The sequence below is a fragment of the Salipiger bermudensis HTCC2601 genome (assembly GCF_000153725.1).
Taxonomy (GTDB): Bacteria; Pseudomonadota; Alphaproteobacteria; order Rhodobacterales; family Rhodobacteraceae; genus Salipiger; species Salipiger bermudensis.
In genome coordinates this window covers 1067692-1090852 of sequence record NZ_DS022276.1, presented here as the reverse complement: position 1 = coordinate 1090852, position 23161 = coordinate 1067692, and the positions used below count along the sequence as shown (strand labels likewise).

Genomic DNA, 23161 nt, shown 5'->3' with positions numbered 1-23161 from the left:
CGCCGCGTATCAAGCCCGTATCAGGCGCCCCAGGGGATCCACACCGTCTTGACCTCGGTCGCGGCCTCGAGGAAGGCGCGGCCTTCGCCATCGGCGCCCATCCAGTCGCGGTCCTGGGCGTAATTCACCCAAGCGCGCTTGAGGTTGCCCGCCGCGCCGCGTTCGATCTCTGTCGAGAGATCGGCGCCCGAGAAGCTCCACACCGCCTCGATATCCATGTGGCTGGCCATCGTGGGCGCCAGCTCGGCATGGCTGCCGGTGAGGATGTTGACCACGCCGCCCGGCACGTCCGAGGTCTCGAGCACCTGGTAGAACTCGGTCGCGGCGAGCGGGAACGGTTCGGAGGCCACGAGAATCGCCCGGTTGCCCATGGCGATGGCCGGGGCCATCAGCGACACGAGCCCGAGCAGGGGGTAGGCATCGGGGCAGAAGCCGCCGATCACGCCGCAGGGCGCGCGCATGGCAAGCGCCGCGCCGCGCAGCGGCACGTTGGCGATGCGCCCATCGAACTTGTCGGCCCAGGCGGCATAGGTAAAGAGCCGCTCGACCGATTTCTCGACCTCCTTGGCGCCGGTGCGGGCGCCGGTCATGCGGTCGATGGTGGCGGCGAACTCCTCGGCGCGCGCCGAGAGGTTCTCGCCGATATAATAGATCACCTGAGCGCGGTTGTGGGCGCTGGCCGAAGACCACGCTGCCGCGCCGCGCGCCGCCTCGACGGCGTTGCGGATGTCCTTGCGGTTGGCCAGCGGCGCCTGGCCGATGAGCTTGCCGCGCTTGTCGTTGACCGCGCGGGCGTAGCCGCCATCGGGCCGCGCCTGCTTGCCGCCGATATAGAGCTTGGCGGTGCGGTCCACCGGTTGCGGCTCGGCCTCGTCGCCGCCGAAGGGCGCGATGGGCTTGAGCGCCTTGGGCTTGCGGCTGTCGCGGGTGTAGGCCGTGAGACCCTCCGGGCCGCCCTCGCGCCCGAAGCCGCTTTCGCGCAGGCCGCCAAAGGGAGCGGCGGCGTCGAACATGTTCGAGCCGTTGACCCAGACCACGCCGGCGGCGAGCTTGGGCGCGATGTCGAGCGCGGTGTTGATGTTCTCGGACCAGACGCTGGCGGCGAGGCCGTAGCGCGTGTTGTCGGCCATCTGCACCGCCTCGGAAGGCGTGCGGAAAGTGGCCGAGACCAGCACCGGGCCGAAGATCTCGTCCTGCATCAGCTTCGAGGCCGGCGACAGCCCGGAGATCAGCGTCGGCGGGTAGAAGCAGCCCTCGGGGCAGGGGCCGGACTGGAAGATCTCGCCGTCGCTGCCTGCGACCATCGCGGCGATGCGGTCGCGCTGCACCGGATCGACGATGGCCCCCACGTCGATGCACTTGTCGAGCGGATCGCCGATGCGCAGCTTCTCCATGCGCGCCTTGAGCTTTGCGTGGAAGCGCTCGGCGATGCCCTCCTGAACGAGAAGCCGCGAGCCGGCGCAGCAGACCTGCCCGCCGTTGAACCAGATCGCATCCACCAGCCCCTCGACGGCGCTGTCGAGATCGGCATCCTCGAAGACGATGTAGGGCGACTTGCCGCCCAGTTCGAGGGTCAGCGCCTTGCCGCTGCCGGCGGTGGCCTCACGGATCTTCCGGCCGACCTCGGTCGAGCCGGTGAAGGCGATCTTGTCGACCTCCGAGGCGGTGATCATCTCTCCGACCGCGCCGTCGCCGGTGACGATGTTGACCACACCCTTGGGCAGGCCCGCCTGGCGGCAGATATCGGCGAAAAGCAGGGCCGTGAGCGAGGTCCATTCGGCGGGCTTCAGCACCACGGTGTTGCCCATCGCCAGCGCCGGAGCGACCTTCCATGCCAGCATCAGCAGCGGGAAGTTCCACGGGATGATCTGGCCGCAGACACCGAGCGCCTCGCGCCCCGGCATCTCGCTCTCCATCAGCTGGGCATGGCCGGCATGGTGGTAGAAGTGGCGGGCGACGAGGGGCACGTCGATGTCGCGGCTCTCTCGGATCGGCTTGCCGTTGTCCAGCGTCTCGAGCACCGCGAAGAGCCGGGCGTGCTTCTGCACCAGCCGGGCGATGGCATAGAGGTGACGGGCGCGGGCCGGACCTCCGAGGCGCTGCCATTTTCCCTGTGCGGCGCGGGCGGCAGAGACGGCGGCGTCGACATCGGCCTGTGTCGCCTGCGTGAGGCTCGCCAGGACCTCGCCGGTCGCCGGGTTGCGGCTCTCGAAGGTCTCGCCCGGCGGGGTGAAGGCGCCGTCGATGAAGTGGCCGAAGCGGTCGCCCTGGTCGACGAGCCAGGTAAGCGCCTCGGCGGGGCTTTCGGGGGCGGGACCGTATTCCATGCTCTCGAAGATCTCTTTCACGCTCATGCCGGGGCTCCTTCCGTCGAGGGGACGTGGCCAGTGTTAGACCGTGTCGGCGGCGCGAGGGAAAGAAAAATCCCATCCCTCGCGCGGTGCGCCGTGGCGTCAGTCAGCCGCCGCCCAGAAGGTCGCGCAGGACCTGCTGGATGAAGTTGTCGCGCTGGCGGCGTTCCTGCGTCGGCGCCTGCTGCTGTTGCTGCTGGCGCTGCTGCTCCTCGACCATCTGCGGCGAGGGGCCCTCGGGGGCGATGGCGGGCAGCGGATTGATCGGCAGGCCTTCGTTCACGCGTACCATGGTTTCGCGCCAGATGTCGGCCGGCAGGCCGCCGCCGGTGACACCGCTGAGCGGCGAGTTATCGTCGTTGCCCATCCAGACGCCAACCACGTAGTCGGCGGTGAAGCCGATGAACCACGCGTCGCGGGCATCGTTCGAGGTGCCGGTCTTGCCGGCGGCCGGGCGGCCGTCGGGCAGGATCGCGCGGCGACCGGTGCCCTCGGTGATGACCTTCTCCATCATCCAGGTCAGCTGGCCCGCCGCCTCGGTCTGGATCACCCGCTCGCGGATGCCGCCGCCGGTGCCCATGAGCACCTCGTCATCGCCCTTGAGCCGCAGTTCCTTGAGCCCGTAGGGCACCACCGCGGAGCCGCCGTTGAGAAAGCCGGAATAGGCGCCGGTCATCTCCAGCAGCGTGGCCTCGGAGGTGCCGAGCGCCATGGCAGGGGTGTCGTTGAGCTCGGACTTGATGCCGAACTCGTTTGCCACCTTGTGCACCAGATCGCGGCCGACGCTTTCGGAGATCTTGATCGCGGGGATGTTGAGCGACTGCTTGAGCGCGTCGGTGAGGGTGACGGTTCCCTTGTAGTTGCGGCTGTAGTTCTCGGGGCACCACTGGCCCGAGCCGGGGATGTTCATGCAGAACGGCTCGTCGACGACGGTGTCATAGGGCGAATAGCCGAGCTCCAGCGCGGTGGCGTAGATGAAGGGCTTGAAGGAGGAGCCGGTCTGGCGCTTGGCCTGCGTGGCGCGGTTGAACACGCCCGAGACGCCGGTCTTCTTGCCGCCGACCATGGCGCGCACGGCGCCGTCCGCCGACATCACCACGATCGCCGCCTGCACCACCGAGCCGGGCTTGGTGACCTTCTCGCGGTAGACGGTGTTCATCGCCTCTTCGGCGGCGCGCTGCAGCTTGGGGTCGAGCGTGGTCGCAATCACCACGTCCTCGGTGGTGTCGCGGGTGAAGAACTCCGGCCCGGTCGACATCACCCAGTCGGCGAAATACCCGCCAAGACGGCGCTGCGCCTCTTCCGAAAGTTCCGCCGGGTTGGCCTGCGCGCGCTGGGTCTGCTCGGCGGAGAGGAAGCCCTGATCGTTCATCAGCCGCAGCACCGTGGCGGCGCGCGCTTGCGAGCGCTCGATGTCGTTCGTCGGCGACAGCGACGACGGCGCGGTCAGCAGACCGGCGAGCATCGCCGATTCCTGCGGGTTCAGCTCGCCGGCGTGTTTGCTGAAATAGCGCTGCGCCGCGGCCTCGGCACCGTAGGCGCCGCCGCCCATGTAGGCGCGGTTGAGATAGATCGAGAGGATCTCGTCCTTGGTGTACTTGGCCTCCATCGCCATCGCGTAGAGCGCCTCGCGGCCCTTGCGGACCAGCGTGGTGCGGCGGCAATCAGAGATGTAGGCGGCCTCGCTCTCCCATTGGGTGTCGTCGAAGGGCACGCCGAGGCAGAGCAGCTTCGCGGTCTGCTGGGTGATGGTCGAGCCGCCGTGGCCCGAGAGCGGGCCGCGGCCCTCGGACATGTTGATGCGCACGGCACTGGCGATGCCGCGGGGCGAGATGCCGAAGTGGCGGTAGAAGCGCTTGTCCTCGGTGGCGATGACCGCGTTGCGCAGATGCGGGCTGACGCTGTCGGCGGTCACCGCGCCGCCGAACTGGTCGCCGCGCCAGGCGAAGATCTGGCCATTGCGGTCCATCAGCGTGACCGAGCCGCGGGCGCGGCCGTCGAGCAGATCCTCGACCGGGGGAAGCTGGGCGTAGAAATAGCCCACGCCGACCGCGAGGAGCAGCGCCACAACCGCCGTGATCCGCCATGTGATCTTCCAGATCAGGCCGAAGACCCAGCGGAATATGCCAATGAAGAAGGCCGCGATGGGATTGCGCTTGCGCACGGGCTTGCGCCGCGGTGCCTTGCGGTTGGTCTTCTTCGGCTTGGATTTCCTGGGCGTTTGGCCGGCCTTTTCCTGGTAGCGTCGCTCCGCCACCAGCCGGCCCTTGCCCCGGCCTGAATCACTCATGTCGTCTTGCCTGGCATGCTGCTCTTTCGAGGCAGGATAGCGACTTTGGCGGGTGATGTAGACCGCGAAACTGCCCGATTAATGACTTTTTGATGTGCATTAAAATTGTGCGATCAGTCAGATTAAGCACTTTTCTTGTGCGTCAATGGGGACTCGCTCGGGCCTTACAAGGGCCTTTTCTTCCAATGCCAGGCATCGGGCGGCTTTCTGCCCATGCATACCGCAGGCAGCCGTCTGCAAAACTGAAAGGGACCAAGGTGAAACTGATCATTGCGACGATCAAGCCGTTCAAGCTCGAGGAGGTGCGCGAGGCGCTCACCGGTATCGGCGTGCGCGGCATGATGGTGACGGAAATCAAGGGCTTCGGCTCTCAGTCCGGCCACACCGAAATCTACCGCGGCGCAGAATATGCTGTGAACTTCGTACCGAAGATCAAGCTGGAGATCGTGGTTGCTGCCTCCATGGCCGACCAGGTTGTCGAAACGATCACCAAGACGGCGCAGACCGGCAAGATCGGCGACGGCAAGATCTTCGTGCTGGACGTGGCGCAGGCGGTGCGGGTCCGTACCGGCGAAACCGACGCAGACGCGATCTGATCGCGGTTCGTTCGCAAAGATTACAAGGGACAACGGAACATGAAACTTCTCAAGACTCTCGCCCCGGCTGCCGCGCTGATCGCGCTGCCCTCGCTGGGCCTGGCACAGGACGAGGGCCCCGCTCCGGGCGTCAACGCCTCGACCGACACCGTCTTCATCTTCAACTCGCTGCTCTTCCTCATCGGTGGTTTCCTGGTGATGTGGATGGCCGCAGGCTTCGCGATGCTGGAAGCCGGCCTCGTCCGCTCCAAGAACGTCGCCATGCAGTGCATGAAGAACGTCGCGCTGTTCTCGCTCGCCGCGATCTTCTACTACCTGATCGGCTACAACCTGATGTACCCGCTCGGCACCTGGGCCTCCGAAGGCATCATCTCCGGCGTCTGGGGCCCCGCGGTTCTTGAAGTCGTGGGTGTGACCGCCGAAGGTGCCGACGATTACGGCTACGCCTCGACCGGCTCGGACTTCTTCTTCCAGCTGATGTTCTGCGCCACCACCGCGTCGATCGTTTCGGGCACCCTGGCCGAGCGTATCAAGCTGTGGCCGTTCCTGATCTTCGTGATCGTGCTGACCTCGATCATCTACCCGCTGCAGGCCTCCTGGAAGTGGGGCGGCGGTTTCCTCGACGCAGCAGGCTTCCTCGACTTCGCCGGCTCGACCGTCGTGCACTCCGTGGGTGGCTGGGCCGCTCTGACCGGTGCCATCATCCTCGGCCCGCGTATCGGCAAGTTCAAGGACGGCACCGTGATCCCGATCCCGGGCTCCAACCTGACCCTCGCCACGCTCGGCACGTTCATCCTGTGGCTCGGCTGGTTCGGCTTCAACGGCGCATCGCAGCTGGCAATGGGCACCGTGGGTGACGTCGCAGACGTGTCGCGCATCTTCGCCAACACCAACACCGCTGCTGCCGGTGGCGCCATCGCCGCGCTGATCGTCAGCCAGGTGATGTTCAAGAAGCCCGACCTCACCATGGTCCTGAACGGCGCCCTCGCAGGCCTCGTCTCGATCACCGCAGAGCCGCTGACCCCCTCGCTGGGCGCAGCCACCATCATCGGTGCCATCGGCGGTATCATCGTGGTCTTCGCCATCCCGGCGATCGACAAGATGAAGATCGACGACGTCGTCGGCGCGATCCCGGTCCACCTGATCTGCGGCATCTGGGGCACCATCGCCGTGGTCTTCACCAACGGTGACGCCTCGCTCGGCACGCAGCTCTACGGCATCGTCGTGGTCGGCATCTTCACCGTCGTCACCTCCGCGGTCGTGTGGTTCATCCTCAAGCTGGTCATGGGCATCCGTGTCTCGGAAGAGGAAGAAATCGCGGGCCTCGACATGGGCGAGCTGGGCATGGAGGCCTACCCGGAATTCTCCAAGGGCTGATCTCCTCCTTCCTATCAGCCTTTCGTGACCAACTGCCCGGGCGTTCGCGCCCGGGTTTTTTGTTGTCCGGGGATCCGGGGCTGCGGGCCAGTCGGCAAGGACGAGGGGCCGGGCGCCGGCTTGACCAAGGTGGCCGCCGGAGCGTGTGGTGGATCTGACTCTGACTCTGAGACGGTCGCGGAAGGGCTGCCACGCTGACGGTCGTTGGAAGCGGTCTCGCAACCGAGGCGAGCGCCCCACGCCTCGGCTGCAGCGTGCGCGACGCCTGTCGCTGTGGCTCGAGAGGGGGCTCAATGGCTTGCAGGATCCCGGCTGGGCGGGACTGCCGATAGCTGATGTGGCGAGGCTTGGCCTGGGGGCCTAGCGCAGAAACCGGGCGAGGCCCACCTGCAGCCCCCCGGCGCTGGCGAAGCTGGCGCAGAGCAGTGCCGACCAGCGGAGCACGCCGTCCCAGCCGATCCTTGTCGGGTCGACGAAGAAATACGGGTAGAGCCCGTCCAGCTGCCCGCGCAGCAGCGCATAGCCCACATAGACCAGCGGCCAGAGCAGCCAGGTCGCCGCGCTGACCAGAGACAGCCCGTGTTTCGGGGCGCAGAAGAGCCAGAACGCCACCGTCAGAAGGGGGGTCACCATGTGCACCAACCGGTCGGCGACCGCGTCGAGCCCGCTCACCGCGTTGGCCAGCAGCGCGTAGTAGACCACCCCGACGATGGCGATCCAAAGCGTCAGGCCGCCGATCCAGAGCGGGCCGGGCATCCGCCCGCGAAGCGCCATGAGCGTGAAGCTCACCGCCACCAGCGCGTTGGTCAGGATGGTGAAATAGCGCGCAAGGCTCCAGACCGTGTCGAGCGCGTCGGCGCCGGGATGGTCGATGCCGTAGGTCACGAACTGCAGCACCAGCCCCGCCACGGAGACGAGGGCGATGAGCGTTGCGAAGAGGCGGGCGCGCAGGGTCATGGCTGCAAGATGTGACGCAACTTGCCGATCCCGGCAAGGCGGAGGATAGTCGCGCGCATGGACTGGCGCGACACCGGCATTCTTCTCTCGACCCGCAGGCATGGCGAGACCTCGGCGATTCTCGAGGTCTTTACCGCCGAGCATGGCCGTCACATGGGCGTGCTGCGTGGCGGCACCTCGCGCAAGATCGCGCCCTCGCTGCAGCCCGGCGCGCAGCTGGACCTGACCTGGCGGGCGCGACTCGAGGATCACATGGGCGCCTGGACCGTCGAGCCGCAGCGCTCGCGCGCCGCCAGCGCCATGTCCGATCGGCTGTCGCTGGCCGGGCTCAACGCGGTGGTGGCGCTGCTGTCGTTCTGCCTGCCCGAGCGCGAAGCCCACCCGGCGCTCTATGCCCGCACCGAGAGCTTGCTCGACCTGCTGGCCGAGCGCGAGCTCTGGCCTCTGGCCTACATGCGCTGGGAAATGGCGCTGCTCGACGAGATGGGCTTCGGCCTCGATCTCTCGGCCTGCGCCGTGACCGGAACCAACGAACCGCTCGACTACGTCTCGCCGCGCACCGGGCGGGCGGTCTCGGCCTTCGGGGCAGGGGACTGGGTGGCGCGGCTGCTGCCGCTGCCGCCGGTGATGCTGGGCCGCGGCAGCGCGCCCGACGGCGAGATCCTCGATGCGCTGCGGACGACGGGGCATTTCCTCGAGAACCGGCTTGCCCCGGCGCTGGGCGACAGGCCGCTGCCGGCGGCGCGCGGATTGTTCCTCGACCGGCTGGCGCGACAATCGAGCTGAACTGTCGCGCGCGGCTCCCTTTCCTCGCCCCCAAAAGGGCGCTACGTATCGTCCATGCGCTGGACCCTGCCCAACACCCTCACCGCCCTCCGCCTGCTCGCCGCTCCCGGCGTGGCGGTGATGTTTTTGTATTTCTCCCGTCCGCTGGCGGACTGGTTCGCGCTGCTGCTGTTCATCAGCGCCGCCGTAACCGACTGGTTCGACGGGTATATCGCCCGGACATGGAGCCTCGAATCGAAGCTCGGCGCGATGCTCGACCCGATCGCCGACAAGGCGATGGGTGGTGATCGCGCTGATGGGTGATCGTGGGCTATTCCTCGATGTCGCCGTGGCTGGTGCTGCCCGCGACCTTCATACTCTTCCGCGAGGTCTTCGTCAGCGGCCTGCGCGAGTTCCTCGGCGACACCGCCGGCACGCTCAAGGTCACCAAGCTGGCGAAGTGGAAGACCACTTCCAGATGGTCGCGATCGCGGTGCTTTTCGCGCAAGGCGTGTTCGAGCATTACCTTGCGGTCAGCGTCGAGGGCGTATCGCCGGAACAGGTCAGCGCGATTCTCAGTCACGAAGCCGAGGACATCCACGGGCTGGTCTGGAAGGAGCAGGGTATGCTCTGGGCGGGCTATCTCGGTCTGACGCTGCTGTGGATGGCCGCCGCGCTGACGCTGATCACCGGCTGGGACTACTTTGTGAAGGCCTGGCCCCACCTGAGGGACGACAGATGATCGACGTGCTGTATTTCGCCTGGGTGCGCGAGCGCATCGGGCTGCCGAAAGAGAAACTCGAGACCTCTGCCGCCACCGTGGCCGCGTTGGTCGAGGAGCTGAAGGCGCGCGAGGAGCGCTACGAGGCGGCCTTTGCCGATCTCTCGGCGCTGCGCGTGGCCGTCGATCAAGAACTCACGGATTTCGATGCGCCGCTGGCCGGTGCCCGCGAGGTCGCGTTCTTCCCGCCGATGACCGGCGGCTGAGGGGGGGCGGGCGATGTCGGATCAGGCCGGACTTCGGGTCGTGGTGCAGGAGGCGCCGTTCGATTTCGGCGTTGAGGCCGAGCGCTTCGCCGCGGGCCGCACCGATCTTGGCGCGGTGGTGACCTTCACCGGCGTGGTGCGCGACGTGGCCGGTGGCCTCGAGGGCATGGAGATCGAGCATTATCCCGGCATGACCGAGAAGGCGCTGACCAAGATCGCCAGCGAGGCGCAGGCGCGCTGGTCGCTGGGCGAGGTGCTGGTGATCCACCGCTACGGCAAGATGGCGGCGGGCGAGCGCATCATGATGGTCGCCACCGCCTCGGCGCATCGCCAGCACGCCTTCGAGGCGGCGGAATACCTGATGGACTACCTGAAATCCCGCGCGCCCTTCTGGAAGAAGGAAAGCGCCGGTGGCGACCAGTCTTGGGTCGCGGCCAAGGACGAGGACGAGGCTGCGCTCGACCGCTGGTGAGCGCTGACCGGTGACGCCGCGCCAGAGCGCCTTGCGTCCAAAGGCGGTGCGGTCATATGATCTGACCAATTCTCGCAAGATCGGATCCTCTCATGCCCTTCCGTCCCGTGCATTCGGAAAAGCTCGCCGCCGCGGTGGTGCGTCAGATCGAGGAACTGATTCTGCGTGGCATCCTGCGCCCGGGCGAGCGGCTTCCGGCGGAGCGCGAGCTTTCGGAGCGGCTGGGCGTGTCGCGTCCCTCGCTGCGCGAGGCCGTGTCGGATCTGCAATCGCGCGGCCTGCTGAGCTCGCGCGCGGGGGCCGGGATATTTGTCACCGAGGCGCTGGGCTCGGCGTTCTCCGACACGCTGGTGCAGCTTTTTGCCCGCCATGACGAGGCGGTGTTCGACTACCTGAGCTTTCGACGCGACATGGAGGGCCTCGCCGCCGAGCGCGCCGCGACCCATGGCACCGAGACCGATCTGCGGGTCATCGGCGAGCTCTTCGGGCAGATGGAGGTGGCGCATGGCAAGCGCAACCCGGCCGACGAGGCGCGGCTCGACGCCGATTTCCACCTCGCGATCATCGAGGCCGGTCACAACGTCATCATGCTGCACATGATGCGGTCGATGTACCAGCTGCTGCGCGAGGGGGTGTTCTACAACCGCTCCGTCATGTTCAAGCAGCGCACCACCCGCGAGGCGCTGCTCGATCAGCACCGCGCCATCAACACCGCGCTGCAGGCCCGCGACCCGAAAGCCGCCCGGGCCGCCGTCGAGGCGCATCTGAGCTATGTCGAGGACGCGCTGGCCGCCGACCGGCAGGCCGAGCGCGACGAGGACATCGCCCGCCAGCGCTTTGAACGGGTGCGCACCAAAGGCTGAGGCGGCTTCTAGATCTCCTCGCGGTCACGCTCGAAGGAGGTCATATCGGGGAAGGCTGGCAGCCAAGGCTCGCGGCGGCAGGTCCAGAGCTCGTAGCTCGGTGCGAACTGGCCCGGTGTGTCGAGCGCTCCCAGATGCAGCTCCACCTCCTCGCCGCTCTGTGCAAAGACCGATGATCCGCAGGTCTGGCAGAAATGCCGCCCCTGATAGCTGCGCGGCGCGCCGGTGACGCGGACGGCCGATGCCGGGAACACGGCGGCCGCAAAGAACGCAGCGCCGTGGTGCTTGCGGCAATCCATGCAATGGCAGATCCCGACCCGGACCGGCGCGCCGCTTGCCACGAAGCGCACCGCGCCGCAGAGGCAGCCTCCCCGTGTTTCGCTCATTCGTCTCGCCTCCCTTTCGTCACGTCGCCAGTCTGGCAGCCGCCGACGCGGTCTGCCAGAGGCACTGCTCGGGCTGTCTAAAGCACATATCCGCCAATCGCACGCATCCGCGCCTTGAAGACTGCCCCTGACGTTGGCATCTCTAAGGTGTGAGGACGACCTCCCCCAGCTCGGGATATCATTCGGGACGGCCCGGCAACCAAGGACTAGGTCGCCATGCGCTCACCTCTCGATCGTCTTCGTCACGCCATCAGCTTTGAAATCGTCGGGCTGCTACTGGTGATTCCGCTCGGCGCGCTCGCCTTCCAGATGCCAATGCACGACATCGGCGTGGTCGGCATCGTCAGCGCCACGCTCGCGACGCTGTGGAACCTGATCTACAATTATCTCTTTGATCTGGGGCTGCAGCGCCAGACCGGCAGCACCGAGAAGACCAAGCGCGTCCGCATCCTGCACGCAGTGCTGTTCGAGGGCGGTCTGCTGGTGGTGCTGATGCCGTTCATCGCTTGGTATCTCGGCATCTCGATCTGGCAGGCGCTGGTGATGGATGCGGCTTTTGCGCTGTTCTACATGCTCTACGCGCTGTGCTTCAACTGGGGCTACGACCGGCTCTTTCCCCTGCCCGAATGGCAGGCGGCGCGGGCCGCCGAGTAGCGCGGGCCTCAGTCCGAGAGCCCCTCCTCGTCAAGCAGGTGGCGGCCCTGTCGGTCCTCGACCTCGATCACCCAGAGATCGGGGTCGAAGCTGCGCTGCTTCGCGATGCTGGCATCGACCTCGCGCTCATCGCCCGCGGCCAGCTCGGTCCATTGCCGGGCGCCGGTCATCAGGTCGAAGCCACGGGTGAAGGCCCGCGCCTTGCCGTCAAGCGTGGAGAGCTTCACGAGAACCGCGCCGGCATGGTCGTCGCCATGGGCGGTCACGTAGGCAGGGATGGTCTGGAACGACAGCCGGGCGAGATAGGCGTCGACCCAGAACCGCGTGGTCAGACGGGCCACGGGGTCAGTTGCCGTCCTTGAAGTCGAGCCCCATCTCGGAATAGCGCTCGGCCTCCTCGAGCCAGTTCTCGCGCACCTTGACCTGGAGGAACAGGTGCACCTTGCGGCCGAGAAATTCCTCGAGCTCGGTGCGGGCGGCCTGGCCGATGGCCTTCACCGTCTCGCCCTTGCGGCCCAGAACGATGCCCTTGTGGCCGTCTCGCATGACGTAGATCACCTGATCGATGCGGGCCGAGCCATCCTGCCGCTCTTCCCAGCTCTCGGTTTCGACGGTGAGCTGGTAGGGCAGCTCCTGATGCAGGCGCAGGGTCAGCTTTTCGCGCGTGATCTCGGCGGCGATCGTCCGCATCGGCAGGTCGGCGATCTGGTCCTCGGGATACAGCCACGGGCTCTCGGGAACCTCGCCAGCGAGCCATTCGCGCAGGTCCTTCACGCCGTGGCCCTTCTCGGCCGAGATCATGAAGGTCTTGGCGAAGGCGTAGCGTTCGTTGAGATCTTCGGTCAGCTTCAGCAGCACCTTGGCCTCGACGCGGTCGATCTTGTTGATCGCCAGCGCCACGGTGCGCCCCTGAGGAAGATCGGCCAGCCCTTCAAGAATGCGCTCGACGCCCTCGGTGATGCCGCGATGGGCCTCGACGAGAAGCACGATGATGTCGGCATCGGCCGCCCCGCCCCATGCCGCGGCGACCATGGCGCGGTCGAGCCGGCGGCGCGGTTTGAACAGGCCCGGCGTGTCGACAAAGACAAGCTGGCTGTCGCCCTCCATCGCCACGCCGCGGATGCGGGCGCGGGTGGTCTGCACCTTGTGGGTGACGATGCTCACCTTGGCCCCCACCATGCGGTTGGTGAGGGTGGATTTGCCCGCGTTGGGCTCTCCGATCAGGGCGACAAATCCGGCGCGTGTGGTCATGGGCTGGTCCGTTGGGGGAATGATCCGCATCACATAGTCGTTTTTTGCGCAAAGAGCCATAGGACGCGATGCTGGCAGGGCAGACACTCTGCCCTATATAGCGAAGGCTCCGACTCGGAGCGACGCGCAAGGAGACTTTGATGCGACAGGTTCATGCAGCAGCTTTGGCCCTGATGACCATGGCGCTGGCCACGATGGCCGGCGCCGAGACCCTTTATGTCCCGACGATCCACGCCCTGCAGGGCGATGGCAGTTATCGCGACTCGCCGCTCAAGGGCAGCGAGCAGGGCGTGTCCCTTGGCGAGTGCCAGAGCCAGGCGAAGCGCTGGAAGGCAAAGAACGCGCAGGCCATCGCGCTGGCGCAGGAGTCGCTTGGCGGCGCGCGTCGCGACGCCGCGATCGAGGTCAGCTGCGAGAAGCTCTGATCATTCGGGGCGGGCAGGGGGGCGCGGCTTGCCGCTGCGCAACAGCGTGTAGACCCCGCTGATCACGATCAGCAGCCCGCCCGCGAGCGTCCAGAGATCGGGGCGCTCGCCGAAGAACAGGAAGGCGAAGGTCAGCGCCACCAGAAGCCGCGAATAGCGGAACGGCGCCACCACCGAAACCTCGCCCACGCGCATCGCGCGAGTCAGCGCCGTGTAGGCGGCGACGCCCACGGCACCGGTCAGCAGCAGCCGGCCGAGCTCGGTGCCCGTGGGCAGGCGCGGCGGGGCAGGGTCGAAGGGCAGCATGATCAGCCCGGCCACGATGAGAACCGCAAAGCCCAGCACACCCAGCTGGTTGGTCGAGACCGCCGGCGGGCTGGCGCGCGTGAACAGATCGCGCATCGCGAAGCCGATCATGCCCGCGACCGCCAGAAGCGCGTCGGGGCGGAAGGCGTCTGGCGTCGGGCGCAGGATCATCAGCACGCCGATGAAGCCCACCGCCATGGCGATCCAGCGTCGCGGGCCGACCTGTTCGCCCAGCAGCAGCGCCGCGCCGGCGGTAACCACCAGCGGCGCGGCCTGCAGGATCGACGAGGTGATGGCGAGCGGCGTGTAGGCCAGCGACAGGGCAAAGAACAGCCGTCCGATGATCTCGAAGACGGTCCGCATCATCAGGCTCGGGCGCAGGATCGCAGGGTGCAGCACCGGTTCGCGCGCGCGCAGGGTGAGCAGCACGTAGATCGCTGTGCCGGTGAGGCCGAAGATAAGTGTCGCCTCTCCGGGCGGCAGCGCCGGCGTCACCGATTTGAAGAGCGCATCTTCGATGGCGAACAGCGTCATGGCGGCGCACATGAAGAGCGCGCCCAGCATATTTCCGGACGCGCCGCGCTCAGCCACCCGTCACCTTGGCAAGCAGCGCCGCGGCGGCCTCCTGCTCGGCCTTGCGCTTGGCCCCGGCGGTGGCCTGCGCCGTCTCGCCGGATGAGAGCCGCGCTTCGATGGTGAAGACCGGGGCGTGATCGGGGCCGGACCGCGCGGTCTCTACGTAAGCCGGCGGCGGCATCCCGCGCGCTTGCGCCCACTCCTGCAGCGAGGTCTTGGCGTCGCGCGCATCCTCGTCGACGCGCGTGACCCGATCACCCCAGAGCCGGCGCACCAGATCCTTGGCGGCCTCGAACCCGGCGTCGAGATAGACCGCTGCGATCACCGCTTCCATGGCATCGCCCAGCAGCGCCATCTTGCGGCGGCCACCCGACATCATCTCGGAGCGGCCAAGCTTCAGCGCGGCACCAAGGTCGACCTCGCGCGCCACGTCGGCGCAGGTTTCCTTGCGCACCAGCGCGTTGTAGCGCGGCGCAAGCTGGCCTTCCGAGGCGTTGCGGTCGTCGGCCAGAAGCGCCTCGGCCATGACGAGGCCCAGCACCCGGTCGCCGAGGAACTCGAGCCGCTGGTTGTCCTCGCGGCCCGGGGCCGACATCGAGGAGTGCGTCAGCGCACGGCGCAGCAACTCGGGCCGGTCAAAGCGGTGGCCGAGACGCTCTTCGAGCGCGATGATCTCGGCAGACCTCTTCATTGCAGCTTGTGGAAGAAGCGGTCGCCGCGCCAGGTCCAGAAGAACAGCATCGAGCGGCCGGAGGACGAGAAGACGACGCGGTTTGCCTTGCCGATCAGATTCTCGAACGGGACGAAGCCGACGCCGCCGGCGGCGCTGGGCACGCGGCTGTCGGAGGAATTGTCGCGGTTGTCGCCCATCATGAAGTAGTGGCCTTCGGGCACGGTATAGACACGGGTGTTGTCCGAGCCCTGCATGGCGATGTTGAGGATGTCATGCGACTTGCCGTTGGGCAGGGTCTCGGTCCAGCGCGATTTCTCGCAGGCGCCGCCGGTGCCCACGGGGCCGTTCTCGCAGCGCGGGCGCAGCTGTTGCGGGCCCTGCGGCTCGGCGGTCTCGGAGAAGGTGCCGTTGCGCTCGACCTCGACCGGCTCGTCGTTGATGTAGAGCAGGCCGTTGGTCATCTGGATGCGATCGCCCGGCATGCCGATCACGCGCTTGATGAAGTCGCGCCCGGTGACCGGGTGGCGGAACACCGCGATATCGCCGCGCTCGGGCTCGGAGCCGAAGATCCGGCCGTTGTCATCGCCGAGCCAGCCGCAGATGTCCTTGGCGTCGACGTCGAGCCCGACCACGGGCAGGCGGATCGACGGGCAGGAGGCGTAGGAATAGCCGTAGCTCATCTTGTTGACGAAGAGGAAGTCGCCGATCAGCAGCGTGTCCTTCATCGAGCCGGAGGGAATCCAGAAGGGCTGAAAGAACAGCGTCCGGAACACGCCCGCAATCAGAAGCGCGTAGACGATCGTCTTGACGGTCTCGAGGAAGCCGCCGGTTTCTTTCTCTTTTGCCATGAAACATGCCTTTCGCGCCGTCTGACCCCGGCTTCATGGGCGGCAGGCGATGGAGTGTCAAGACAGCCGTCCGGCGGCTGCAGCGTCGCGTCCCGCAAAGCCGGGGCTCGCGCGGGATCAGGCCGAGGGCACGATGACGATCTCGGTGCCCCAATCGGCGCAGCGCTGCGCCAGCGGGCCGGGCAGGGGCGCGTCGGTGAACAGCGTGTCGATCTGGCTCAGCGAGGCGATGCGCGCCGGTGCGCTGCGGGTCCGCTTGGAGGCGTCGGCCACGAGGAAGGTGCGCCGCGACTGGCGCAGGATGGCCTGGCTCACGCCGACCTCCTGGATGTCGAAATCGAGCAGGTCGCCTTCGGCATCGAGCGCCGAGCAGCCGATCACCGCGAGGTCGAACTTGAACTGCCCGATGGTGCCGGCGGCAAGGTTGCCGACCAGCCCGCCATCCGAGCGCCGCAGGTGCCCGCCGGTGACGATGACCTCGCAATCGGGATTGCCGGCGAGGATGTTGGCGACGTTCATGTTGTTTGTCACCACCAGCAGGTTGCGGTGGGTGAGAAGCTGCCGGGCCACCGCCTCGGTGCTGGTGCCGATATTGAGGAACAGCGAGATGTCGTCCGGGATCTGCTCGGCGCAGGCCCGTGCGATGGCGCTCTTGGCAGCGGGGTTGAGTTCGCGCCGTTCCTCGTAGCCGATATTGACCGTGCCCGAGGGCAGCACCGCGCCACCATGCACCCGGTCGAGCTGGCCTGCCTCGGCAAGATCGGCAAGGTCGCGGCGAATGGTCTGCAAGGTGACACCGAAATGCTGCGCCAGAAGTTCGACGCTGACCTTGCCGTCGCGGCGCGCGATCTCGAGGATTTCGGGGTGGCGAAAAGAGCTGGACATTCGAGGCTTTCGTTTTTGTTCGCAACTGTGCCGCTGCCATGCCGATCTCGCAAGGGAATAGCGCAGATTTCCCGCCATATCGATTGCGAAATGGTGCCATGTTACCGCCCTATTGATCTTCGGGCGGGGAAAACCCCCGTGAGCGCTGCGCGTTTCAACGCGAAAATGCGGTTTTTTGCCAATTTTCTGGAAACGAAAGAAAGCGAAAGCGTTTAACTTGCGAGACGGGTGTGCTTTCGGCATACCGATAAGACGCATATCGCAGCAAGGACAGGGCCATGGCAGACCAGCAGACGCGAGAGGCGACCGATCTCTTCATTATCGGCGGCGGCATCAACGGCTGCGGCATCGCCCGCGACGCGGCAGGGCGGGGCCTGTCGGTCCGGCTGGCCGAGATGAACGACCTCGCGTCGGCGACCTCCTCGGCCTCGACCAAGCTGTTCCACGGCGGGCTGCGCTACCTCGAATACTTCGAGTTCCGGCTGGTGCGCGAGGCGCTGATCGAGCGCGAAGTGCTGCTGCGCGCCATGCCGCATATCAGCTGGCCGATGCGCTTCGTGCTGCCCTATCACCCGTCGATGCGCTTCGAGAGTGACACGCCGACCTCGAAGCTGCTGACCACGGTGATGCCGTGGATGAAGGGGCGCCGCCCGGCCTGGCTGATCCGGCTGGGCCTGTTCATGTACGACCACCTCGGCGGGCGGAAGATCCTGCCGGGCACCTCCACCGTCTCTCTCAAGGGCACACCCGAGGGTGCCCCGCTCGAAGACCGGTTCGAGACGGCTTACGAGTATTCCGACTGCTGGGTGCAGGATTCGCGTCTCGTGGTGCTCAATGCCCGCGATGCGGAGGCGCGTGGCGCAAAGATCATGACCCGCACCAAGGTGCTCTCGGCGGCGCGCGACGGTGATCTCTGGCGGGTGGAGGTGCAGGACACCCAAACCGGAGAGACCGTCACCCATTTTGCCCGGATGCTGATCAATGCCGGTGGCCCGTGGGTGGGCGACATCATCCACGAGAAGGTGCATCTCAACGTCAAGGAGGGGTCCGGCTGGTGCGCGGCTCGCATATCGTGACGCGCCGCCTTTATGATCACGACAAGTGCTACTTCTTCCAGGGTACCGACGGGCGGATCATCTTCGCGATCCCCTACGAGGAGGATTTCACCCTGATCGGCACCACCGATGCCGAGCATCTCGACCCTGACAAGCGCCCCGACTGCAGCCCGGAAGAGCAGCAATACCTGATCGACTTCGCCAACCGCTACTTCAAGCAGGAGATCTCTGCCGAGGACGTGGTCTGGACCTATTCCGGCGTGCGCCCGCTTTACGATGACGGCGCCAGCAGCGCCACGGCGGCCACCCGCGACTACACCATCAAGGTCGAGGGCGCGGGCGGGGCGCCGCTGCTGAACGTCTTCGGTGGCAAGATCACCACCTATCGCCGCCTCGCGGAAAGCGCGCTCGAGAAGATCGCCGAGAACCTGCCCGGCGTAAGCGGGCCTTGGACCGCCGGTGTCACCCTGCCGGGCGGGGATTTCCCGGTCGACGGCGTGCCGGCGCAGATCTCGGGGCTGCAGCGCTCCTACCCGTTCCTGAGCGAGCGCTGGGCGCGCCGGCTGGTCAAGCATTACGGCACCGAGGCGCGCAAGATCCTCGGCGAAGCCAAGGATATCGAGGCGCTTGGCCCGATGTTCGGCGGCGATCTCACCGGGGCCGAAGTCGACTGGCTGATGGATCACGAATACGCGCGCACCGCGGAGGACGTGCTCTGGCGGAGGAGCAAGCTCGGGCTGCGCCAGAGCGAGGCGCAGGTCGCGGCGCTGGAGGATTACATGCAGGCGGGCCATCGTCGCGTCGACACACGTGTCGGGTGACTGGACGGGGGCCTCACCCGCAACAGATTGAGCGGCAGGAGCGCCGCAAGGGAAAGACCGGAGGGGGGAGATATGGGCTATATTCTCGCAATCGATCAGGGCACGACCTCGAGTCGCGCGATCCTGTTCGACAAGGATCTGAACATCGCGGCGTCGGTGCAGGAGGAGTTTCCGCAGCACTACCCGGCCTCGGGCTGGGTCGAGCATGACTGCTCGGACCTCTGGACCACCACGGCGGCGACCTGCCGCGGTGTGATGGAGAAGGCCGGCGTGCGCGCCGCCGACATCGCCGGCATCGGCATCACCAACCAGCGCGAGACCACGCTGGTCTGGGACCGCAAGACCGGCCGCCCGATCCACAACGCCATCGTCTGGCAGGATCGGAGGACCTCGGAGTTCTGCAAGAGCCTCAAGGCCGAGGGCCACGAGGCGGTTGCGACGGAAAAGACCGGCCTTCTGCTCGATCCCTATTTCTCGGCCACCAAGGTGGCGTGGATCCTCGACAATGTCGACGGTGCAAGGGCCCGCGCCGAGGCCGGGGAACTGGCCTTCGGCACCGTCGACAGCTGGCTGATCTGGAACATGACCGCGGGCCATGTGCACGTGACCGATGCCACCAACGCGGCCCGCACCATGCTCTACGATATCAGCAAGGGGCGCTGGTCCTCGACCATGTGCGAGATGCTGGGTATCCCGATGTCGATGCTGCCCGAGGTCAAGGATTGCGCCGCCGATTTCGGCATGGCGCGGGCCGATCTCTTTGGCACCGAGATCCCGATCCTCGGGGTGGCTGGCGACCAGCAGGCGGCGACCATCGGTCAGGCCTGTTTCCGCCCGGGGATGCTGAAATCGACCTATGGCACGGGATGTTTCGCGCTGCTCAACACCGGCGAAGAGCTTGTGCGCTCGCAGAACCGGCTGCTTTCGACCATCGCCTACCAGCTCGACGGCAAGCGCACCTACGCGCTTGAGGGCTCGATTTTCATCGCCGGCGCGGTGGTGCAGTGGCTGCGCGATGGTATCAAGATCATCCGCCACGCCAAGGAGACCCAGCCGCTGGCCGAGGCCGCCGACCCCTCGCAGGATCTGGTGCTGGTCCCGGCCTTCACCGGGCTTGGTGCGCCTTACTGGAACGCCGAGTGTCGCGGCGCGATGTTCGGCATGACGCGCAACAGCGGCCCGGCGGAGTTCGCCCGGGCCGCGCTCGAGAGCGTGGGTTACCAGACCCGCGACCTGCTCGACGCGATGCATGCCGACTGGAAAGGGGCCGACGAGGCGGCGCTGCGGGTTGATGGCGGCATGAGCGCCAGCGACTTTGCCATGCAGTTCCTCGCCGACATCACCGGCGCGCCGGTGGACCGGCCGCAGGTGCTCGAGACCACGGCGATGGGCGCCGCCTGGCTTGCCGGACAGCGCGCCGGAATCTATCCCGGGATGGAGGAATTTGCCGAAGGCTGGGCGCTTGAGCGGCAGTTCGAGCCGGCGATGGAGGACGATCTGCGCAAGGGCAAATACGCCGCGTGGAAACGCGCGGTGGAGGCGGCGCAGAAGTTCTGAGGTCGGGCCGTCGCCTTGGCGCCGCCGCGCCGGAGATGTCCTAATGAATGGAAAAGGGCGGTGACCGAAGTCACCGCCCTTCCTGTTTCAGCGTCAGTGCAGGTGCTCAGCCCAGCAGGCGCCGTGCAATCACCTGGGCCTGGATCTCGGCGTGCAGCCGAGGCAAACCCTCCCCCGGAGGGTTTGCGACATCGTCACCCAAGAAGCCTGCGTGCGATCACCTGAGCCTGGATCTCGGCGTGCAGCCGAGGCAAACCCTCCCCCGGAGGGTTTGCGACATCGTCACCCAAGAAGCCTGCGTGCAATCACCTGAGCCTGGATCTCGGCGTGCAGCCGAGGCAAACCCTCCCCCGGAGGGTTTGCGACATCGTCACCCAAGAAGCCTGCGTGCAATCACCTGAGCCTGAATCTCGGCGTGCAGCCGAGGCCAACCCTCCCCCGGAGGGTTTGCGACATCGTCACCCAAGAAGCCTGCGTGCAATCACCTGAGCCTGAATCTCGGCTGCACCCTCGAAGATGTTGAGGATGCGGGCGTCGCACAGGATGCGGCTCACGGTGTATTCCAGCGCGAAACCGTTGCCGCCGTGGATCTGCAGCGCGTTGTCGGCATTGGCCCAGGCCACGCGGGCGCCGAGCAGCTTGGCCATGCCGGCTTCTAGATCGCAACGGATGCCCTCGTCCTTCTCGCGCGCCGAGAAGTAGGTCAGCTGGCGGGCGATCATGATCTCCACCGCCATCATCGCGAGCTTGCCCGACACCCGCGGGAAATCGATCAGCGACTTGCCGAACTGCTTCCGGTCCTCGGCATAGCGCATACCGACGTCGAGCGCCGCCTGCGCCACGCCGATGGCGCGGGCCGCGGTCTGGATGCGGGCGCTCTCGAAGGTCTCCATGAGCTGCTTGAAGCCCTTACCTTCCTCGCCGCCCAACAGGTTCTCGCCCTTGACCTTGAAGCCATCGAAGCCGAGTTCGTATTCCTTCATGCCGCGATAGCCCAGCACCTCGATCTCGCCGCCGGTCATGCCCTCGGTCGGGAACGGCTCAGCATCGGTGCCCGGGGTTTTCTCGGCCAGGAACATCGACAGACCCTTGTAGTTGTCGGTCGAGGGATCGGTGCGGGCCAGCAGCGTCATCACGTGGGTGCGCGCGGCGTGGGTGATCCAGGTCTTGTTGCCGGTGACGGTGTAATCGCCGTTCTCGTCCTTGACCGCACGGGTGCGCAGCGAGCCAAGATCCGAGCCGGTGTTGGGCTCGGTGAACACGGCGGTGGGCAGCTTCTCACCGGAGGCCAGCGCCGGCAGCCATTTCTGCTTCTGCTCCTCGGTGCCGCCGGCGATGATCAGCTCGGCGGCGATCTCGGAGCGGGTGCCCAGCGAGCCCACGCCGATATAGCCGCGCGACAGCTCTTCCGAGACCACGCACATCGAGGCCTTGGACAGGCCGAACCCGCCGTATTCCTCGGGGATGGTGAGGCCGAACACGCCCATCTCGGCGAGCTCCTCGATGACCTCCATCGGGATCAGCTCGTCCTTCAGGTGCCACTCGTGGGCGAAGGGCTCGACCTTGTCGACGGCGTAGCGGCGGAACTGCTCGCGGATCATCTCGAGCTCTTCGTCGAGCGCGGTCTTGCCGACGGTGATCTCGGCCGAGCGTTCCTGCATCAGCTCCACGAGGCGCGAGCGGGCGGCCTGGCTGTTGCCCCGCGCCATCAGCGTTTCAGTGGCATCGGTGCGCAGCGCGGCGGCGGCCTCTGCGCTGACGCCCAGATCCGAGAGGCGCACCATCTCGCCCTGGTTCATCTGGATGCCGCCGGCAATCTGGTTGAGATACTCGCCAAACGCGATCTGGTGGATCAGCTGTTCGACCTCGCCGAAGCCGCCTTCGCCGGTCAGCTTGTCGGCCCAGTACTGCATCTGGCGCAGGCTCTCGACATAGGTGGCGAGCCAGGCGAGCCCGTGGGCGGCGAACTGGTTTTCCTCGATCAGCTTGCCGGAGACGCGGCCATCCTCCTCGACCGTGGCGCGCAGCGAAGCACGCGCGGCCTCGAGCACCGCCTCGGCGGGGGCGATGGCGGCCTTGGTGAGGCCGGTCAGATCGTCGAGCAGGATGCTCTGGCCGAGGGCGATGTCCTGTCCGTCATGTGCCATGAATCACTTCCTTCTCCTGGGTCTCGGTGGGGATACCTACTTTGCAGGTGCAGCGCAACAAAAATACCCCGTGAGGTATTCCTTAGTTCTATTGTTGCGCGCAAATTTCAGAAAGACATGCCGCGCGAGCATGTTATGAGCATCCCATGGACACGATATTTAGCCTGATCCCGCCCTCCTTGCTCGTTCTTTCCTTCGGGGTCTCGGCTCTGGCTGGGTTGGTCAAAGGCATGGTCGGGTTTGCCTTGCCGATGATCCTGATTTCGGGCCTTGGCAGCTTCCTGTCGCCCGAGCTGGCGTTGGCCGGTCTGATCCTGCCCGCGCTGATCAGCAACGCGGTGCAGGCGCTGCAACACGGCTTCGGCGCCGCCCTGGCCTCGCTCAAGCGATTCCGCGTGTTTCTGGGCGCGGGGCTGCTCTGCCTGCTGCTCTCGTCACAGCTGGTGCGGGTGCTGCCCGTTCCGGTGCTTCTGGCGATGATCGGCGGGCCGGTGGCGCTGTTCTGCATCATGCAGCTGGCCGGATGGCGGCCGCATCTGAAGAACGGGCAGAACCGCTTTGCCGAGGTGGTGATCGGCAGCGTCGCGGGCTTCATCGGCGGCATGTCCGGGGTCTGGGGGCCGCCGATGGTGGCCTATCTCACCGCCATCGACACCGAGAAGCGCGAGCAGATCCGCGTGCAGGGCGTGGCCTACGGGCTTGGCGCGCTGTCGCTGACCGGGGCGCATACGGTGTCCGGCGTGCTCAATGCTCAGACCGTGTGGTTCTCGGCCTTTCTCGTGGTGCCGTCCATGCTCGGCATGTGGCTGGGCATGAAGGTGCATGACCGGATCGATCAGGCGGCGTTCCGCAAGATCACCCTCTGGGTGCTGCTGGTCGCGGCGCTGAACCTGCTGCGCCGCGCCTTCCTGGGCTGAGC

At 66.7% G+C, this 23161-nt stretch carries 21 protein-coding genes and 2 pseudogenes; 12 read left to right on the top strand and 11 right to left on the bottom strand.

Going from position 1 to position 23161, the window contains the following annotated elements; all coding sequences use genetic code 11:
* Window positions 1-20 precede the first annotated feature (20 nt).
* Together R2601_RS05245 and R2601_RS05240 are read right to left on the bottom strand one after the other, a co-directional pair.
* On the bottom strand, window positions 21-2354 hold the full coding sequence (locus R2601_RS05245) for an aldehyde dehydrogenase family protein (RefSeq protein ID WP_007794653.1): 2334 nt from the start codon (window positions 2352-2354) through the stop codon (window positions 21-23).
* A 103-nt stretch (window positions 2355-2457) separates the two neighbouring features.
* Window positions 2458-4641: a transglycosylase domain-containing protein gene (locus tag R2601_RS05240; protein WP_007794648.1), complete on the bottom strand. Its 2184-nt coding sequence runs from the start codon at window positions 4639-4641 to the stop codon at window positions 2458-2460.
* Between the two features lie 257 nt (window positions 4642-4898).
* Between R2601_RS05240 and R2601_RS05235 the strand changes: the two genes are divergently transcribed.
* Window positions 4899-5237, top strand: a complete 339-nt coding sequence (locus R2601_RS05235; RefSeq protein ID WP_007794645.1) for a P-II family nitrogen regulator — start codon at window positions 4899-4901, stop codon at window positions 5235-5237.
* A 39-nt stretch (window positions 5238-5276) separates the two neighbouring features.
* The gene (gene amtB / locus R2601_RS05230; protein ID WP_007794639.1) at window positions 5277-6614 is read left to right on the top strand and encodes an ammonium transporter AmtB; all 1338 of its coding nucleotides are present in this window, start codon (window positions 5277-5279) and stop codon (window positions 6612-6614) included.
* Between the two features lie 360 nt (window positions 6615-6974).
* Here amtB and R2601_RS05225 read toward each other — a convergent pair whose 3' ends face one another.
* Complete coding sequence (locus R2601_RS05225) at window positions 6975-7571, bottom strand: Pr6Pr family membrane protein (protein ID WP_007794636.1); 597 nt, start codon at window positions 7569-7571, stop codon at window positions 6975-6977.
* Between the two features lie 57 nt (window positions 7572-7628).
* On the opposite strand from R2601_RS05225, the gene recO reads away from it, so the two are divergent.
* The 5 genes and pseudogenes from recO to R2601_RS05200 all read left to right on the top strand — a co-directional run bounded on the left by recO (window position 7629) and on the right by R2601_RS05200 (window position 10658).
* A complete protein-coding gene (gene recO / locus R2601_RS05220; protein ID WP_007794634.1) occupies window positions 7629-8357 on the top strand; it encodes a DNA repair protein RecO in 729 nt (242 codons plus the stop codon).
* 54 nt (window positions 8358-8411) lie between these two features.
* Window positions 8412-9078: pseudogene (gene pgsA, locus R2601_RS05215) on the top strand (CDP-diacylglycerol--glycerol-3-phosphate 3-phosphatidyltransferase).
* Window positions 9075-9323, top strand: a complete 249-nt coding sequence (gene moaD, locus R2601_RS05210; RefSeq protein ID WP_007794624.1) for a molybdopterin converting factor subunit 1 — start codon at window positions 9075-9077, stop codon at window positions 9321-9323. The pseudogene pgsA and the gene moaD overlap by 4 nt, the downstream one beginning before the upstream one ends.
* A 13-nt stretch (window positions 9324-9336) precedes the next feature.
* Window positions 9337-9795, top strand: a complete 459-nt coding sequence (locus tag R2601_RS05205; protein ID WP_007794621.1) for a molybdenum cofactor biosynthesis protein MoaE — start codon at window positions 9337-9339, stop codon at window positions 9793-9795.
* A 92-nt stretch (window positions 9796-9887) separates the two neighbouring features.
* Window positions 9888-10658, top strand: coding sequence for a FadR/GntR family transcriptional regulator (locus R2601_RS05200; protein WP_007794618.1), 771 nt, complete (start codon window positions 9888-9890; stop codon window positions 10656-10658).
* Window positions 10659-10666: 8 nt separating this feature from the next.
* Here the strand turns inward: R2601_RS05200 and R2601_RS05195 are convergent, their stop codons facing one another.
* A complete protein-coding gene (locus R2601_RS05195) occupies window positions 10667-11044 on the bottom strand; it encodes a GFA family protein (protein WP_007794615.1) in 378 nt (125 codons plus the stop codon).
* Between the two features lie 216 nt (window positions 11045-11260).
* On the opposite strand from R2601_RS05195, the gene R2601_RS05190 reads away from it, so the two are divergent.
* Complete coding sequence (locus R2601_RS05190; protein ID WP_007794612.1) at window positions 11261-11698, top strand: PACE efflux transporter; 438 nt, start codon at window positions 11261-11263, stop codon at window positions 11696-11698.
* Window positions 11699-11706: 8 nt separating this feature from the next.
* On the opposite strand, the gene R2601_RS05185 is transcribed toward R2601_RS05190, so the two are convergent.
* The gene (locus tag R2601_RS05185) at window positions 11707-12039 is read right to left on the bottom strand and encodes a DUF1491 family protein (RefSeq protein ID WP_007794608.1); all 333 of its coding nucleotides are present in this window, start codon (window positions 12037-12039) and stop codon (window positions 11707-11709) included.
* Window positions 12040-12043: 4 nt separating this feature from the next.
* Window positions 12044-12949, bottom strand: a complete 906-nt coding sequence (era, locus tag R2601_RS05180; protein ID WP_007794606.1) for a GTPase Era — start codon at window positions 12947-12949, stop codon at window positions 12044-12046.
* Between the two features lie 140 nt (window positions 12950-13089).
* On the opposite strand from era, the gene R2601_RS05175 reads away from it, so the two are divergent.
* Window positions 13090-13374 carry a hypothetical protein gene (locus R2601_RS05175; RefSeq protein WP_144266895.1) on the top strand — a complete coding sequence of 95 codons (285 nt, stop codon included), beginning with the start codon at window positions 13090-13092 and terminating at the stop codon, window positions 13372-13374.
* Here R2601_RS05175 and R2601_RS05170 read toward each other — a convergent pair whose 3' ends face one another.
* The 4 genes from R2601_RS05170 to R2601_RS05155 form a co-directional block, all read right to left on the bottom strand.
* A complete protein-coding gene (locus R2601_RS05170) occupies window positions 13375-14244 on the bottom strand; it encodes a DMT family transporter (protein WP_007794598.1) in 870 nt (289 codons plus the stop codon).
* Between the two features lie 19 nt (window positions 14245-14263).
* Window positions 14264-14947 carry a ribonuclease III gene (gene rnc, locus R2601_RS05165; RefSeq protein WP_007794595.1) on the bottom strand — a complete coding sequence of 228 codons (684 nt, stop codon included), beginning with the start codon at window positions 14945-14947 and terminating at the stop codon, window positions 14264-14266.
* On the bottom strand, window positions 14944-15777 hold the full coding sequence (gene lepB / locus R2601_RS05160) for a signal peptidase I (RefSeq protein ID WP_007794591.1): 834 nt from the start codon (window positions 15775-15777) through the stop codon (window positions 14944-14946). Before lepB ends, rnc begins: the two co-directional genes overlap by 4 nt.
* A 117-nt stretch (window positions 15778-15894) precedes the next feature.
* Complete coding sequence (locus R2601_RS05155; RefSeq protein WP_007794589.1) at window positions 15895-16662, bottom strand: DeoR/GlpR family DNA-binding transcription regulator; 768 nt, start codon at window positions 16660-16662, stop codon at window positions 15895-15897.
* Between the two features lie 278 nt (window positions 16663-16940).
* Between R2601_RS05155 and glpD the strand changes: the two are divergent.
* Window positions 16941-18538: pseudogene (gene glpD, locus R2601_RS05150) on the top strand (glycerol-3-phosphate dehydrogenase).
* 72 nt (window positions 18539-18610) lie between these two features.
* Window positions 18611-20095 carry a glycerol kinase GlpK gene (glpK, locus tag R2601_RS05145; RefSeq protein WP_007794582.1) on the top strand — a complete coding sequence of 495 codons (1485 nt, stop codon included), beginning with the start codon at window positions 18611-18613 and terminating at the stop codon, window positions 20093-20095.
* A gap of 458 nt (window positions 20096-20553) precedes the next feature.
* Here the strand turns inward: glpK and R2601_RS05140 are convergent, their stop codons facing one another.
* Window positions 20554-22242: an acyl-CoA dehydrogenase family protein gene (locus R2601_RS05140; protein WP_007794579.1), complete on the bottom strand. Its 1689-nt coding sequence runs from the start codon at window positions 22240-22242 to the stop codon at window positions 20554-20556.
* 146 nt (window positions 22243-22388) lie between these two features.
* On the opposite strand from R2601_RS05140, the gene R2601_RS05135 reads away from it, so the two are divergent.
* Window positions 22389-23159 (top strand): sulfite exporter TauE/SafE family protein, encoded by a 771-nt coding sequence (locus R2601_RS05135; RefSeq protein ID WP_007794576.1) that lies wholly within the window; start codon window positions 22389-22391, stop codon window positions 23157-23159.
* Window positions 23160-23161 lie beyond the last annotated feature (2 nt).

What these genes read in the sequence shown, in the direction of transcription:
- R2601_RS05200 (WP_007794618.1), top strand. Translation starts at nt 9,888, where the DNA reads ATGCCCTTCCGTCCCGTGCATTCGGAAAAGCTCGCCGCCGCGGTGGTG.
- R2601_RS05155 (WP_007794589.1), bottom strand. Translation starts at nt 16,662, where the DNA reads ATGTCCAGCTCTTTTCGCCACCCCGAAATCCTCGAGATCGCGCGCCGC.
- lepB (WP_007794591.1), bottom strand. Translation starts at nt 15,777, where the DNA reads ATGGCAAAAGAGAAAGAAACCGGCGGCTTCCTCGAGACCGTCAAGACG.
- R2601_RS05170 (WP_007794598.1), bottom strand. Translation starts at nt 14,244, where the DNA reads ATGCTGGGCGCGCTCTTCATGTGCGCCGCCATGACGCTGTTCGCCATC.
- R2601_RS05225 (WP_007794636.1), bottom strand. Translation starts at nt 7,571, where the DNA reads ATGACCCTGCGCGCCCGCCTCTTCGCAACGCTCATCGCCCTCGTCTCC.
- era (WP_007794606.1), bottom strand. Translation starts at nt 12,949, where the DNA reads ATGACCACACGCGCCGGATTTGTCGCCCTGATCGGAGAGCCCAACGCG.
- R2601_RS05240 (WP_007794648.1), bottom strand. Translation starts at nt 4,641, where the DNA reads ATGAGTGATTCAGGCCGGGGCAAGGGCCGGCTGGTGGCGGAGCGACGC.
- R2601_RS05140 (WP_007794579.1), bottom strand. Translation starts at nt 22,242, where the DNA reads ATGGCACATGACGGACAGGACATCGCCCTCGGCCAGAGCATCCTGCTC.
- glpK (WP_007794582.1), top strand. Translation starts at nt 18,611, where the DNA reads ATGGGCTATATTCTCGCAATCGATCAGGGCACGACCTCGAGTCGCGCG.
- R2601_RS05135 (WP_007794576.1), top strand. Translation starts at nt 22,389, where the DNA reads ATGGACACGATATTTAGCCTGATCCCGCCCTCCTTGCTCGTTCTTTCC.
- moaD (WP_007794624.1), top strand. Translation starts at nt 9,075, where the DNA reads ATGATCGACGTGCTGTATTTCGCCTGGGTGCGCGAGCGCATCGGGCTG.
- R2601_RS05175 (WP_144266895.1), top strand. Translation starts at nt 13,090, where the DNA reads ATGCGACAGGTTCATGCAGCAGCTTTGGCCCTGATGACCATGGCGCTG.
- R2601_RS05205 (WP_007794621.1), top strand. Translation starts at nt 9,337, where the DNA reads ATGTCGGATCAGGCCGGACTTCGGGTCGTGGTGCAGGAGGCGCCGTTC.
- rnc (WP_007794595.1), bottom strand. Translation starts at nt 14,947, where the DNA reads ATGAAGAGGTCTGCCGAGATCATCGCGCTCGAAGAGCGTCTCGGCCAC.
- R2601_RS05195 (WP_007794615.1), bottom strand. Translation starts at nt 11,044, where the DNA reads ATGAGCGAAACACGGGGAGGCTGCCTCTGCGGCGCGGTGCGCTTCGTG.
- R2601_RS05245 (WP_007794653.1), bottom strand. Translation starts at nt 2,354, where the DNA reads ATGAGCGTGAAAGAGATCTTCGAGAGCATGGAATACGGTCCCGCCCCC.
- amtB (WP_007794639.1), top strand. Translation starts at nt 5,277, where the DNA reads ATGAAACTTCTCAAGACTCTCGCCCCGGCTGCCGCGCTGATCGCGCTG.
- recO (WP_007794634.1), top strand. Translation starts at nt 7,629, where the DNA reads ATGGACTGGCGCGACACCGGCATTCTTCTCTCGACCCGCAGGCATGGC.
- R2601_RS05190 (WP_007794612.1), top strand. Translation starts at nt 11,261, where the DNA reads ATGCGCTCACCTCTCGATCGTCTTCGTCACGCCATCAGCTTTGAAATC.